The sequence below is a fragment of the Solibacillus sp. GQ1 genome (genome assembly GCF_059758555.1).
On the sequence record NZ_JCAXEX010000001.1, the window covers coordinates 728,773 to 743,617 of the forward strand.

Sequence of the window (14,845 nt, forward strand, 5' to 3'; positions counted from 1 at the left end):
TAAGGAGGGAAAATATTGCGCCAATTTGAAAATGAACAACTAACCGTTTTTCAAAGTGTTTTGTATCAAACGACATCAGCGGTAATTAAAACAAAGCAGGCCTTAATCGTAACCGACCCTAACTGGCTGCCGAACGAAATTGCCGAAATAAAAGCCTATATCGAGTCGATTATTGAAGATCGGAAATTATATATTATTTATACACATAGTGATTATGATCATATTATTGCAGCAGGTGCTTTTCCGAATGCAACAACAATTGCCAGTGAAGCTTTTGTTAAGCGAATAAATAAAGAAGAAGTATTGGAGCAAATCCTTCAGTTTGATGCTCAGTACTATATTGAAAGAGATTATCCTATTATTTATCCTCACATAGACATTGTTATAAAAGAAGATGGGCAAACACTTGAGCTGCAGGATATAACGTGTAGCTTTTACTTATCGCCAGGGCATACGGCAGATGGGTTATTTACAGTGGTGGAGCCGTTCGGTATTTTACTGGCGGGGGATTATTTATCGAATGTCGAGTTTCCTTTTATCGAGGATTATGAAGCCTATTTTGCAACGATCCAAAAGGTACAAACGATTATATCGGATAAAGAAGTTGAAGTTATGGTGCCAGGACATGGGGCAACGACGAATAACCGAAGTGAAATTCAGAAACGAATTGACGAGTCATTATTATATTTAAATAATTTAGCGAACGATAGTATTGACGAATCACAATTGCAAAAGCTTTATCCGTTTTATAAAGGTTTACAAGAAATGCACGAATTAAATAAAAAAGCCGTACACAAATAAAAAGAGCCACAGGATTTAGGTGATACTAAAATCCTGGGCTATTTTTTTGGGCATTTAGCTGTTTGCCAGTTCATTCATCCGTTCCAGCACTCTTCGCTTGCGATATAGCATCATACCTGCCTCGGCAATATCTTCAATCATCGATTTATTAATAAAGGCACCGAAAATCATACCTGCTACAGGAATCATTTGAAAGAGCTTTTTCATACCAAAATTGTCTCGGTACGTAAAGAAGACTTCCTGCCAGCCTTGTAGCTGTGAAACCATATTTTCTGCAGCGTTAGGTTTTTCATAATGTTGTGCCAGTTCATTTAATATCGCTTCTTTGCCGACAACATCAGAAGAAGCAAACTGCAGACATTTCACGATGAAAATACGCTCGGCTTTTTCATTTGGATCATAGCCATGAATCATCGCGATTTCCTGCAATGTTTTTAGCGCAATCCCTAGAATGACGGGGATATCGAGTGCCAATGTAAACACTCCTCCAAAGCCGGTAGATGCTCCTTGTACGGTTGCAACCTTTGCACGGTTTTTCTGCAGCTTTTCACTCAGTTCCACCATATCTTCAATTGGCATTTGTCCAATATCCTCCAATGTGGAAACCGAATGCAGCGTATGTTTTTGAATATGACGCATCATCGATTTTTCGCTTACTAAATATTTTCCGCCAGTTTGAACATAGCTCACCAGTTCGTCAATTAAAACGGAAATTTTCTCTTGAATGAATTTCGGTGTTAATTTATCGAGTATTTTAAAAGGGATGCGGCCGATTTTTTCCCAAAACCATAAACCGCTTTGATCTTTTTCCCAAAGTTGAATTGTTAATAGGTGATTTTCTAGCTGCTGTTGAGTTTCCATGAATCGCCCTCCCAATGGACATGCTCCTTATTTTACGTTCCATAACGGAAAAGGTTTCAGCAAGTCACTCGAATTGTGTCAGTAATGGGATGATATCTTCTTTTAACCGTTCATAAAACTCTTCTTCAAGCTTTAAGTATTGATGATGATGCATGTGTTCAAAAAGAGTGAACATATTCTCTATTTTTTCTTTGGAAAAGCGGAAGTGATGATTAAAATGGCTACGTTTATTATCATCGCTTAAATGCATATAGCCCCGGATAATTGTAAACAATTGATTGTATTTTTTATTTGCCAGCTCATAAGCTTCACGGCTTAAACGACCAAGTGCGTTGCTCGGATCGTCAAACTTTCTGTAAAATAACTGTGCTTCACGATAAGTTTCAAGTTTCATATTCGCCGTGTAGAGGATGTGATGTTGTGCGCGGTGTTCCGGGCATTCAAATTGAAGTATAGCTTTTACAAGATGTGAAATTTTATCAAATGTGTCTAAAGGTGTGTCGGTTTTGTCCTTTACCTGAAAAAACATAAAATCCCCTCCATCTATTACTATCTTTGATTATAACTTATTTTAAATTTAATTATTTGAATAATCTAAAAATTGAAGGGCTTTTTTTAATACAAGGTAATGTGAAAAAAGGTGCTTAAACTTTAGTGAATGAACCTTTGGATTATTCAATGCTTGAGAGAGGGGGCTAGCGGATAAATAACTGTAGATAAGATTTTATATTTCAATCCTGTAAAAAGAAAAAACACTTTCTGCTCAAATCGAACAGAAAGTGTCTTATAGATTTTAGAATTGTAAATGCTTCTCGATGTAAGCTTTTACTTCCGCGATTGGCATACGGATCTGTTCCATTGAATCACGGTGACGTACTGTTACTTGACCGTCTTCTTTTGAATCGAAATCGTACGTGATACAGAATGGTGTACCGATTTCGTCCTGACGGCGGTAACGTTTACCGATAGATTGTGACTCATCGTAATCAACCGGGAATGCTTTACGTAAATCAGCCCATACGTCGCCAGCTTCTTCTGATAATTTTTTAGATAGTGGCAATACAGCTGCTTTGAATGGAGCTAGAGCAGGGTGGAAGCGTAATACTGTACGAGTATCGTCGCCTTCTAATTGCTCTTCTTCATAAGCATCGCATAAGAATGCCAATGTTACACGGTCTGCACCTAATGATGGCTCGATGCAGTATGGTACATAGCGCTCATTTGAGACAGGATCGATGTAAGTGAAATCTTCACCTGAATGTTCCATATGCTGCTTTAAGTCATAATCTGTACGGTCTGCGATACCCCATAGTTCGCCCCAGCCGAATGGGAAGCGGAATTCAATATCCGTTGTCGCATTTGAATAGTGTGAAAGCTCATCATCTTCATGGTCACGTAAACGCATTGAATCTTCTTTCATACCTAATGCAAGAAGCCAGTTTTTGCAGAACTCTTTCCAATATGAGTGCCACTCAAGGTCTTCACCTGGTTTACAGAAGAATTCTAGTTCCATTTGCTCGAATTCACGTGTACGGAATGTAAAGTTACCAGGTGTGATTTCGTTACGGAAAGATTTACCAATCTGTGCGATACCGAATGGTGTCTTTTTACGCATTGAACGCTGAACATTTTTAAAGTTTACGAAAATACCTTGTGCAGTTTCTGGGCGCAGGTAAATTTCATTTGATGAAGATTCAGTTACACCTTGGTGCGTTTTGAACATTAAGTTGAATTGGCGGATATCTGTGAAATCGATTTTTCCGCAGTCTGGACAAGCTACTTCAAGCTCTTCCATTTTTTCTTTCATTTGATCGAAAGTCATACCGTCAACGATAATTTCTTTGCCTGTTTTTGTTAAAGAAGCATCTTCAATCAATTTATCTGCACGGTGACGCGCTTTACATGATTTACAGTCGATCATCGGGTCATTAAAGTTACCTACGTGACCAGATGCAACCCATGCTTTTGGATTCATTAAAATCGCAGCATCCAAACCTACGTTGTGTTCAGATTCCTGAACGAATTTCAGCCACCAAGCTTTTTTTACGTTGTTTTTAAGTTCTACACCAAGTGGACCGTAATCCCAAGTGTTTGCTAAACCACCGTAAATATCAGATCCGGGAAATACGAATCCGCGGTGTTTTGCTAATGATACAATTGTCTCCATTGATTTTTCTGCCATGAAAAAAACCTCCTGTTCGTTAATGAAAAAAATAAAAGCACCCGTCTCCGGGCACAAAAGCTCTGCCCGGGGACGAGTGCATCAAGACGATGTACCCGCGGTTCCACCCCGCTTGTTTTTAAATAAATAAAAACCTCTTTTATAAAAATAGCTCAGGGGCGCCGTTTCTCAATTCATTGTAGGCTTGCACTATCCCTACTCGCTTATGTTAGAATTGATACTTATTAATCCCTTCATCGCTTACATATTAATATTCAAAACAACAAGTGAGTTGTTCGCTAATATTGTAGCATGGGTTTGTTTTCTTCGCAATATAGAAGGGAATAGTATATAATAATTAAGGATAAAGTATAACATTATTTGAAGCGGGTGAGTCCAATCGAACTCAATAAACGTCAAGATGTAATCTTGCAAATTGTAAAAGAAAATGGCCCTATTACGGGCGAACATATCGCTGAGCGCCTTGGATTAACGCGCGCTACATTGAGACCTGATCTAGCTATACTAACGATGGCTGGATTTTTAGATGCGCGCCCACGTGTCGGCTACTTCTATGCAGGTAAAAAGACAACGGCTGCCTTTACGGAATCAATGCTGAATTTAAAAGTAAAGGATTTTCAGTCGATCCCGGTAGTCGTTCCGGATGATATGACAGTCTATGATGCGATTATCCATATGTTTTCCGAGGATGTCGGAACACTTTTCGTTATTGATAAAGATGAAATATTACAAGGTGTGCTGTCTCGAAAAGATTTACTGCGTTCGAGTATAGGAACACAGGATTTAAATAAAATGCCTGTGCATATAATTATGACGAGAATGCCGAATATTGCCTATTGTGTTAATTCGGATTCATTAATCGTGGCGGCCAAAAAGTTAATAGAACGAGAGATCGATTCCATGCCGGTTGTTGAAGAAACAGAGCGGGGATTGGTCATTACCGGACGGTTAACGAAGACGAATATTACACGTGCGTTTATTTCGTTAGCAGAAACGCATGATTTATAGGTGATCTTATGAAAAAATTGACTATATTTGTTGTGTCAGATTCGGTCGGTGAAACTGGAGAAGCTGCTGTGAAAGCGGTAGTAAGCCAGTTTCGGCCAAATTTCGAAAAAGTAAGGATTCGAAAGTTTCCGCATATTGCCAATGTGGATGTGTTGGAGAAAATTGTCCAAATTGCTATCGCAAATGAGGCAACGATTGTCTTTACACTTGTTGAAAAGCAGATGAGACAAGCACTTCAAAAAATCGCAAGTGAATATAAGGTTCATGCAATCGACTTATTGGGATCGATGCTCGACTTGATCGAAACTTCATTTGATGAAATGCCGTTGCAAAAGCCGGGGCTTGTCCATCAATTGGATGATGATTATTTCAAAAAAATTGAAGCGATCGAATTTGCTGTTAAATATGATGACGGGCAGGATCCGCGCGGTATTTTGCTGGCGGACATTGTTTTAGTCGGTGTATCAAGAACGTCTAAAACCCCATTATCGCAATATTTAGCTCATAAACGGTATAAAGTGGCGAATGTGCCGCTCGTTCCGGAAGTGGAACCCCCAGCGGAATTAATGCAAATCGATCCGAAAAAATGTTTTGGATTGGTCATTACACCGGAAAAGCTCAACAATATTCGAAAAGAGCGTTTAATAACATTGGGTTTAACGGAAAATGCATTTTATGCACAACATACTAGAATTGAGCAGGAAATTAGCTATTTTTATAGTATTGTTGATAAAATAGGTTGTCGAACGATAGATGTTACAAATCGTGCTGTCGAAGAAACAGCGCATAAAATTATTGATATGCTAGAGCTTGATTGTAGATAGCAACTATAGCCGCCTCTTCAAAAAGGAAGAGGAGGTTTTTTTGGTGGAATAATATTTAAGATTTTTAAGAAACTAAGTGAACAATACTTTTGTTACAGAATAAGCTTGCATATATCGCTAAATTTCGACATTTTTAGTTATATTCTGATTATTTTTTTGAAATTATATAGCAACAATAGTCTTTTTGTTTTATAATAATAAAATTGTGGTAAAAATAATTATTATAGGGTAATTACAAATTTGTATAAGAAATTTTGTCGTATTTTAGAGGATATTTGTAATTTATCTCGAATACTGTAGATGGTGATAATGTGGCTGGAAAAATACCCGAACATGTGATTGAACAAATTCGCTCGCAGTCCGATATAGTCGATGTCATTAGCGATTATATGCAGTTAACGAAAAGAGGGCGCAACTATTTTGGATTATGTCCATTTCATGGTGAGCAAACACCCTCTTTTTCCGTATCCAGCGATAAACAGATATTTCACTGTTTTGGCTGTGGGGCAGGAGGAAACGCCATTACCTTTGTAATGGATATGGAACATCTGTCGTTTCCGGATGCACTCATTAAACTAAGTCAACGTGCGGGAATCCCGCTTGAAATGGAATTGTCGACCGATCAATCGATGTCGAATTCACCCATTTCAAAAAAAGAGCAGCAAATGCGAGAGGCTCATACGTTTGCAGTGGAGTTTTATCATCATATTTTAATGAATACAGAAGATGGCGAACCTGCATTAAATTATTTGCTTGAAAGAGGATTTACACGTGAGCAAATCGAAACACATCAGATAGGATGGGCGTTACCGAATTGGGACACGCTGTCAATCTTACTTGAGCGAAAAGGTTATGATCCTGAAGAAATGGCCGAAAGCGGTCTGATCATTCGTAAAGATAGTGACGACAGCTACTTTGACCGTTTCCGGGGACGTATTATGTTTCCGATCCGAGATGAAAATGGAAAAACAATTGCATTTTCAGGAAGGATTTTAAATTCCGATGGCGAAGATGCTAAGTACTTAAATAGTCCTGAAACGCCGATCTTCCATAAAAGTCAAGTACTTTATAATTTGGATAAGGCGCGGGCATCTATCCGTAAATCAAGACAAGTAATTTTAATGGAAGGCTTTATTGATGTTTTAGCAGCTAATCAAGCAGGTATATACAATGCTGTAGCAACGATGGGTACGTCTCTTACGCCCCAGCATATTACAAAGCTCAAACGCTTAGTTCAGCAAATTACGATTTGCTATGATGGTGATAATGCTGGATTTGAGGCTGCCAAGCGTGCTGCACAAATGCTTCATCAAGAACAGATTAAAGTTGAGGTCGCTGTTTTACCAGATAAACTTGATCCGGACGAATACATTCGTACACACGGACAAGAGGCATTTAAAAATCAAATAATAGAAAAGCCGCACGCTTATATTGCATTTATGATGATGCATGCGAAACGCGGCAAAAATTTTCAATTTGAAAATGACACACTTCAATACATTCAAGAAGTTCTGGAAACATTAAAAAATAATACTTCTCCAACTGAACGTGATTTATACATTCGTCAATTGGCAAATGAAACAAATATTTCCCAAGAGGCGATCAGTACCCAATTAAGAAAAATGGTCGCGGATAATGTAAAAGAGCAGAAACGCGATCAGAAAATGGTGGAAGAACCAACACCTCTACTCCAAAGGGAGCGGAAAAAAGATGCAACAGACCGTGCGGAAAGTATACTTTTAGCCCATATGTTGCATGATGTAAATATTGTGAATAAAGTTCTCAGAGAGGGAAATAACGAACCTTTCATTCATGAGGAATATTTATCCGTATTTGTTCGTTTAATTGGTTTTTATGAAGAATATGAAATGGCTGATTTCCATCGATTCGTCGAAGTGTTGGATGATCATGATTTACGAAAAATTGTGATGGATGCTGCGTTACTTGAACGTGACCCTGATAATGGTGAAGCGGAAATAATAGATTGTTTAAAGCAAATCGAAAAACGCCGATTAGAACTAAAGATTGAACAATTAAAGCACGATCAAAAAGAAGCAGAAAAAATGCATGAGCATAGACGAGCACTTGAGATTGCCCAACAAATAATTAACTTAAATAGAAAGATAAAAATGGGCGTTTAACGCGATTTGTTTTTAGAAGGAGGAAGGTTTATGGCGGACAAGTCAAAACATTCAAAAGATACGGTAGTAAACGGGGTTTCATTAGAGCAGGTAAAAAAGCAACTTTTAGCTAAAGCAAAACAGGTTGGCGAAATGTCAATGAAGGAAATCTCTGAAACATTAGCATTTTTTGAACTGGAGAATGAAGAGATTTTCAACTTTGCCGATGAAATCGAAAAAAATGATGTAACAGTTGAAGGAAAAGAAGAATTTGAAGAAGAAGCATTATCTAAGCAAGAATCAAGCGAAGAAGCTTTCGACTTAAATGATTTAAGTGTTCCTCCTGGCGTTAAAATTAATGACCCGGTACGTATGTATTTAAAAGAAATCGGACGCGTGGATTTACTTTCTGCAGACCAGGAAATCCGTTTAGCGGAACGTATCGAACAAGGTGACGAAGAAGCACGTAAACGTCTGGCCGAAGCTAACTTACGTCTTGTAGTTTCGATTGCAAAACGCTATGTAGGCCGTGGAATGCTGTTCCTGGATCTTATTCAGGAAGGAAACATGGGTCTGATCAAAGCGGTTGAAAAATTCGACCACCGTAAAGGGTTCAAGTTCTCGACTTATGCAACTTGGTGGATTCGTCAAGCGATTACACGTGCGATTGCCGACCAGGCACGTACTATCCGTATTCCGGTACACATGGTTGAAACAATCAACAAATTAATCCGTGTACAACGTCAGCTTCTTCAGGATTTAGGTCGTGAACCTTCTCCGGAGGAAATTGGGGAGGAAATGGATTTAACACCTGAAAAAGTTCGTGAAATTTTAAAAATTGCCCAAGAGCCTGTATCATTGGAAACACCAATTGGGGAAGAAGATGATTCGCATTTAGGTGATTTCATTGAAGACTCGGAAGCACAATCTCCTTCTGATCACGCAGCATATGAGTTATTGAAGGAGCAGTTGGAAGACGTGCTGGATACATTAACAGACCGTGAAGAAAACGTATTGCGTTTACGTTTCGGTTTAGATGATGGCCGTACGCGCACTTTGGAAGAAGTAGGTAAAGTGTTTGGCGTTACACGTGAACGTATTCGTCAAATCGAGGCGAAAGCATTACGTAAACTGCGTCATCCATCTCGCTCAAAACGCTTAAAAGATTTCTTAGAATAAGCTAAACAGGGAAAAGATGAATGAGTATATTACTCTTCATCTTTTTTTGTGTAACTATTGCAGGTAATTACTATTTTCCGAGAATAATGGTATTGCTTTTTACCGATGTTGTTCATGTAGGAATTATTTACAATATGATAGAGCATATAAAAACAGATTTGGAGCGAAATGATGTCAAATCCTAAAAAACAAATTATTATGAATGAAATTACGTTCTGGAAACAAAATAAAATGTTACCGGAACATTATTGCGACTTTTTGATGACCCTTTATTCGGAAGGAAACCATCAAGAAGAGATTGCAGGGAAATCCAAAAATGCCGTCATAAATGTCGAAAAACGCAGAAACCGCAATGTATCGATGTTTTTCCCGATCATTGCAATGGTTATTTTATTGCTGCTGTTTACGATGCAGTTCGAATGGGTTGTCATTGCAGTTGCCGCTGTATTTGCAGCAGGCTCTCTGATCGGGGCTATCTATTTTGCAAAAAGAAATCATCTAATGGCAGTGATGTTGCAGCTGGCGACCGCTTTATCCATTTTAGGTGTGACATTGAAAGTGAGTACAACGTATTTCGCCGGCAACAACGAAATGCTTTATATCATCCTTATTGTAAACTGTGTCTTTTGGCTTTTAAGCGGCATCATGCTGAAGATCATTTATTTTACGATTTCAGGCATTCTTGGTTTGATTGCCATCATTAGTGCATGGATTTATTTTCTATAGGAAGTTCAAAATCATACATATACCTTATACTATTCTTTGAAGCTATGCGGAAGTTTTGGAACTTCTATGCATAGCTTTTTTGTGTCTATTTTACAAAATACTCTGTAAAATACATATATTTTCTGTAAAAATACATATTTTTAGATTACAATAGAGTTGAAGTGAAATAGGCTGAGAGGATGAATGGTATGCATTTTGATTTAACAACAGAGCAAGCGATGTTACAAAAGATGATACGTGAGTTTTCGGATGAAGTAGTGGCACCAGGAGCGGTCGAGCGTGATAAAACGAAAGCCTTTCCTGTAGAAATTTTTAAAGAACTTTCCAATATGGGAATTATGGGTCTGCCGTTTCCTGAACAATATGGCGGGGCGGGTGCAGATACAATCAGCTTTGCAATTGTTACAGAAGAGTTGAGCCGTACATGTGCTTCGACAGGAATTACATATTCGGCTCATATTTCATTAGGCGGTGCGCCATTGCATTTATTCGGTACGGAGGCGCAGAAGGAAAAATACTTAACGCCGATCTGTACGGGTGAATCATTCGGTGCATTCGGTTTAACAGAGCCTAATGCCGGTTCTGATGCAGGTGGTACAGAAACGACCGCTGTGTTGGATAATGGAGAATTTGTCATTAACGGGTCGAAAGTTTTTATTACAAATGCAAGTTATGCCAAACATTTAGCGTTAACAGCAATCACAAATCGGGATGGAAACAAAAAAGAAATTAGCGCGATTATTGTCCCAACTGATGCAAAAGGATTTACGATCAAGTCGGAATACGAAAAGATGGGCTTAAATGCTTCGAATACAACAGAATTGATTTTAGAAAATGTCCAGGTACCGGAAGAAAACTTGCTTGGGGTCCGGGGAAATGGCTTTAAACAGTTTTTAACGACGCTGGATGGCGGCCGGATCGGTATTGCGGCAATGGCTGTCGGAATCGCACAGGGCGCATTAAATAAAGCGGTTCAATATGCAAAAGAACGCAAGCAATTCGGAAAGGCACTGGCGGAGTTTCAGGCAACACAGTTTAAATTGGCTGATATGGAGGTAAAAATACAATTAGCGCGGACATTTGTATATAAAGCGGCATGGCTGAAAGATCAGGGGCGTCCATTCGGAAAAGAAGCTGCTATCGCAAAATACTATGCTTCCGAGATGGCAATGGAAGTTTGCGATGAAGCAATTCAAATTCATGGCGGCTACGGTTATATGAAAGAATATGAAGTAGAGCGCTTTTTACGTGATGCGAAATTGTTGGAAATCGGTGAAGGAACGTCTGAAGTACAGAAAATGGTAATTGCAAGACATATATTATGATAGAAATTGTAAATTGGTAAAATTGTTACAAAGCTAGTAAAACTTGTTCATTAAGTCTTTCAGTTTTCTATAGAATCAAGTACAATTAATATTGTTTACTAGGCAAAAGTCTAGCATGAAATAGAATATTTAATGAGGGAGGGGAACGCAATGAGAAACAATCCACTTATTCCTTACGTACTTATCATGGCATTCGGTATCGGACTAATTTTCTTCATGTCATTTGAGGGTGCAGCTGATAAAAACAGTGCGGACGGCGAACATTCAGGGGAAACTGCTGAATTAAATGGTGAAGATATTGCTCAAAAGAACTGTATTTCGTGCCACGGTGGTGATTTAACTGGTGGTGGAGGTCCTTCAATCGTTGGATTAGATGCTGAGCATATTAAAGATTACGCATTAAATGGTTCGGAAAACGGCATGATGCCACCAATTCTTAAAAATGAAGCGGAAGCAGATGCAGTAGCTGAATATATTTCAGGTTTATAATGAATAGCCAAGTGCAGAAATGGAGTGATCCTGTTCTGCACTTTTTTGTATTCTGGAAAGAGACGTTTATGTAAAAGTTCTATATAATAGGGGTAGTTTGTGATATAGAAAAGAGGATATATAAATATGAACGCACAAAAACTTTCAAAACGACTTGAAACGGTCGCTTCATTTGTTCCGACAGGAGCCATTGTAGCGGATATCGGAAGTGACCATGCCTATTTACCATGTTATTTAGTGCATAAAGGAATTGCTGCGCGTGCAGTAGCAGGAGAGGTTGTAAAAGGACCTTATGAATCAGCCGTAAAACAAGTTCGCACTGAAGGCTTAACAGATAAAATTACAGTACGCATGGCAGATGGGCTGGCTGCTGTTGAAGAAGCGGATGAAATTACAGCTGTTACAATTGCAGGGATGGGCGGACCACTAATTGTGTCCATATTAGAAAAACATCCACAAGCTTTAAAAACGGTAACACGTTTAATTTTACAGCCGAATATTCATGCAAAAGCGATCCGTGAATGGGCAATGGCAAATGGCTGGGCAATCCAGGATGAGGTCATTTTAGAAGAGGACGGAAAAATTTACGAAGTCCTTGTATTACAGCGCGGGGAAATGAAATTAAACGAAGCGCAAACATTGCTTGGGCCAAAGCTGATGGAAACGAAAGTACCTGTTTTCATTGAAAAATGGTCACGTGAAATCGCAAATTGGCAACGTGTTCAACATGCGATTTCAGAAGCGGAAAAAACACCTGAAAATCAGGAAAAGTATGAACAACTTACACGTTACATTAAAATGGTACAGGAGGCGATTGCGTGAAATCCGTAAATGGCAACGAGATTATCCAACTATTTGAATCATGGTCACCTAAAAAATATGCATGCATGCCGAATGACCCGATCGGATTGGCCATTGGTACATTAAATAAACCGATTTCAAAAGTGCTTGTAACACTGGACGTGACAAATGAAGTCGTTGATGAGGCGATCGACAACGGCTGTGAGCTTATTATTGCACATCATCCGCCTATTTTCATGAAGCTCTCGAACTTGCGTACAGATAATCCGAAAGGGGCACTGTATGAAAAGTGCCTGAAAAATGATATTGCAGTCTATGCAGCGCATACGAATCTTGACGTAGCACCGGGCGGAGTCAATGATTTACTTGCAGATGCACTAAAACTGGAAGATCGTAAAATTCTGGAGGTTACCTTCGAAGAAAAAATGATGAAGCTAGCCGTATTCGTTCCTGTCGATGATGCAGATGCTTTGCGTGATGTACTGGCTAAAGCCGGAGCGGGTCGTTTAGGCCACTATGAGGCGTGCAGCTATACATTGCAAGGTAAAGGCCGTTTCCGTGCTACAGAAGGAGCAGACCCGGCTGTAGGGGAAATCGGTGAGCTTCACATCGAGGAAGAGGAAAAGGTGGAAGTCGTGTTCCCGAGATCGATGAAAAATAAAATATTAAAAGCTATGCTAAACAACCACCCGTACGAAGAGCCTGCATATGATCTGTTTACGATGGATGTTGACACGAATGAACAAGGACTTGGCCGAATCGGTAAGTTAAAACAACCGATGACATTACGGGAATTTGCTGAATTTGTGAAAGTGCAGCTGGACGTGCCTTGTCTGCGCGCAGTTGGACCTTTGGATCGTATTGTCCAGAAGGTTGCAGTTGTCGGAGGAGACGGCAATAAATATATTCGCACTGCAAAATATGCAGGGGCGGATGTATTTGTAACAGGAGATATCGGCTTCCATATGGCACAGGATGCAGAAGTGGATGGATTGAGCATAATTGATCCGGGTCACCATGTCGAAAAGGTCATGATTAAAGGTGTTGCAGAAAAAATGGCTTCTTTATGTGCGGATCAAAAATTACCTGTTGAATTTATTCAGTCAAAAATCAATACAGAGCCGTTCCAGTTTATTTAATGTGAAAATCAAAAAGCCCATTTTTCTCGAGTGTTAGAAAAATGGGCTTTTACTTAAGAGTTTTCGCCTTATTATTGAAATTTCTAGTTACGTACAGGAATCGCCTTTGCAGCCATTTCCTCGTCAAAGTCATTTTCGGATTTTGCCACTACGACACATGCTACACCATTACCAATAATATTTGTTACAGCACGAGCTTCAGACATGAAGCGGTCAACGCCGATTAATAATGCAATTCCTTCAAGTGGTACCATCGGGAATGCAGCTAATGTTGCAGCTAATGTAATGAATCCCGAACCCGTTACACCGGCAGCCCCTTTTGAAGTAATCATTAATACCCCAAGAAGTGTGATAATTTCTAACCAAGATAAATCAACACCATATGCTTGTGCGATGAATAATGCTGCCATCGATAAGTAAATAGATGTTCCGTCCAAGTTAAAGGAATACCCGGTAGGTACTACTAAACCTACTACTTGCTTCCCGCAACCGTAGTTTTCTAACTTTCGCATCATAGCTGGTAAAGCCGATTCAGAAGAAGATGTACCGATTACGATAAAAATTTCTTCTTTAATATAGGCAATGAAGCGGAAAATGTTGAAGTTAAAGTATTTCGCAATTAAGCCTAGCACGACTATAACAAACAGGAACATTGTAATATATACTGCGGCCATTAAAAGACCAAGGGATTTTAAAGAACCTAAACCGAAATTACCAATTGTGTAAGCCATTGCACCGAACGCACCGATAGGAGAGAATTTCATTACAATCCCAACGATTTTGAAGAAAATTTCAGATACTTGTTCAAAAAATGTTATTACAGGACGTGTTTTTTCGCCTAAAGATGCTGCAGCAATACCGAATAGTACAGCAGCAAATAAAGTCGGAAGTAAAGCACCCTCAGCTAATGCACCGACAAAATTTTCAGGAATAATATCGTAAATGAATCCGCTCAAACCAGCTTCACTATTTTCTTCAGCAGCAGTTGTATATTTCGAAATATCTGTTTCTCCCGCTTTAGATGTATCGATTCCAGCCCCAGCATTTATGACAACAGCTACCATAATACCAATTGCAAGAGCGATTGTTGATACAATTTCGAAGTAAAGTAATGCCTTACCACCGATTTTACCAACCTTTTTCATATCACCCATGCCACCAATACCAATAACAACCGTTAAGAAGATAATTGGAGCGATTAACATTTTAATTAATTTAATAAATAAGTCAGCTAAAATTTTAAGGCTTGCGCCGAACTCTGGCCAAAATGCACCGACGATAACGCCAAGAATGATGGCGATAATTACTTGGACTGTTAGATTTTTTAGTAATTTCAATTTCGCTTCCCCCTCTGATTTATCTATGATAACGTTTACATTTGCAATAATAA

The 14,845-nt window shown here is 39.0% G+C and carries 14 protein-coding genes; 10 read left to right on the forward strand and 4 right to left on the reverse strand.

The window, feature by feature from the left end; genetic code table 11:
- The first annotated feature begins 15 nt into the window (after nt 1-15).
- Nucleotides 16-801 carry an MBL fold metallo-hydrolase gene (locus tag AC6CH1_RS03365; protein ID WP_498316321.1) on the forward strand — a complete coding sequence of 262 codons (786 nt, stop codon included), beginning with the start codon at nt 16-18 and terminating at the stop codon, nt 799-801.
- 54 nt (nt 802-855) lie between these two features.
- On the opposite strand, the gene AC6CH1_RS03370 is transcribed toward AC6CH1_RS03365, so the two are convergent.
- The 3 genes from AC6CH1_RS03370 to AC6CH1_RS03380 form a co-directional block, all read right to left on the reverse strand.
- Nucleotides 856-1,662, reverse strand: a complete 807-nt coding sequence (locus AC6CH1_RS03370) for an EcsC family protein (protein ID WP_498316322.1) — start codon at nt 1,660-1,662, stop codon at nt 856-858.
- A gap of 64 nt (nt 1,663-1,726) precedes the next feature.
- Complete coding sequence (locus AC6CH1_RS03375) at nt 1,727-2,191, reverse strand: hypothetical protein (protein WP_251689090.1); 465 nt, start codon at nt 2,189-2,191, stop codon at nt 1,727-1,729.
- 264 nt (nt 2,192-2,455) lie between these two features.
- Complete coding sequence (locus AC6CH1_RS03380) at nt 2,456-3,844, reverse strand: glycine--tRNA ligase (protein WP_079525619.1); 1,389 nt, start codon at nt 3,842-3,844, stop codon at nt 2,456-2,458.
- Between the two features lie 369 nt (nt 3,845-4,213).
- Here AC6CH1_RS03380 and ccpN point away from each other — a divergent pair, with 369 nt between their 5' ends.
- The 9 genes from ccpN (at nt 4,214) to AC6CH1_RS03425 (ending at nt 13,455) form a co-directional block, all read left to right on the forward strand.
- On the forward strand, nt 4,214-4,852 hold the full coding sequence (gene ccpN / locus AC6CH1_RS03385) for a transcriptional regulator CcpN (protein ID WP_008403112.1): 639 nt from the start codon (nt 4,214-4,216) through the stop codon (nt 4,850-4,852).
- A gap of 8 nt (nt 4,853-4,860) precedes the next feature.
- Nucleotides 4,861-5,676, forward strand: coding sequence for a pyruvate, water dikinase regulatory protein (locus AC6CH1_RS03390; RefSeq protein ID WP_251689088.1), 816 nt, complete (start codon nt 4,861-4,863; stop codon nt 5,674-5,676).
- A gap of 311 nt (nt 5,677-5,987) precedes the next feature.
- Nucleotides 5,988-7,817, forward strand: coding sequence for a DNA primase (dnaG, locus tag AC6CH1_RS03395; RefSeq protein ID WP_427710774.1), 1,830 nt, complete (start codon nt 5,988-5,990; stop codon nt 7,815-7,817).
- A 30-nt stretch (nt 7,818-7,847) separates the two neighbouring features.
- Nucleotides 7,848-8,975, forward strand: coding sequence for an RNA polymerase sigma factor RpoD (gene rpoD / locus AC6CH1_RS03400; protein ID WP_339175709.1), 1,128 nt, complete (start codon nt 7,848-7,850; stop codon nt 8,973-8,975).
- Nucleotides 8,976-9,146: 171 nt separating this feature from the next.
- Entirely contained in the window at nt 9,147-9,701 is a 555-nt protein-coding gene (locus tag AC6CH1_RS03405; RefSeq protein WP_251689084.1) for a hypothetical protein, read from the forward strand.
- 188 nt (nt 9,702-9,889) lie between these two features.
- The gene (locus tag AC6CH1_RS03410; protein ID WP_427710771.1) at nt 9,890-11,026 is read left to right on the forward strand and encodes an acyl-CoA dehydrogenase family protein; all 1,137 of its coding nucleotides are present in this window, start codon (nt 9,890-9,892) and stop codon (nt 11,024-11,026) included.
- 150 nt (nt 11,027-11,176) lie between these two features.
- Nucleotides 11,177-11,515: a c-type cytochrome gene (locus AC6CH1_RS03415; RefSeq protein WP_427710769.1), complete on the forward strand. Its 339-nt coding sequence runs from the start codon at nt 11,177-11,179 to the stop codon at nt 11,513-11,515.
- Between the two features lie 126 nt (nt 11,516-11,641).
- Nucleotides 11,642-12,337 (forward strand): tRNA (adenine(22)-N(1))-methyltransferase, encoded by a 696-nt coding sequence (locus AC6CH1_RS03420; protein WP_498316323.1) that lies wholly within the window; start codon nt 11,642-11,644, stop codon nt 12,335-12,337.
- Entirely contained in the window at nt 12,334-13,455 is a 1,122-nt protein-coding gene (locus tag AC6CH1_RS03425) for a Nif3-like dinuclear metal center hexameric protein (protein ID WP_498316324.1), read from the forward strand. Before AC6CH1_RS03420 ends, AC6CH1_RS03425 begins: the two co-directional genes overlap by 4 nt.
- An 83-nt stretch (nt 13,456-13,538) precedes the next feature.
- Here the strand turns inward: AC6CH1_RS03425 and dctA are convergent, their stop codons facing one another.
- Nucleotides 13,539-14,792 (reverse strand): C4-dicarboxylate transporter DctA, encoded by a 1,254-nt coding sequence (gene dctA / locus AC6CH1_RS03430; protein WP_498316325.1) that lies wholly within the window; start codon nt 14,790-14,792, stop codon nt 13,539-13,541.
- Nucleotides 14,793-14,845 lie beyond the last annotated feature (53 nt).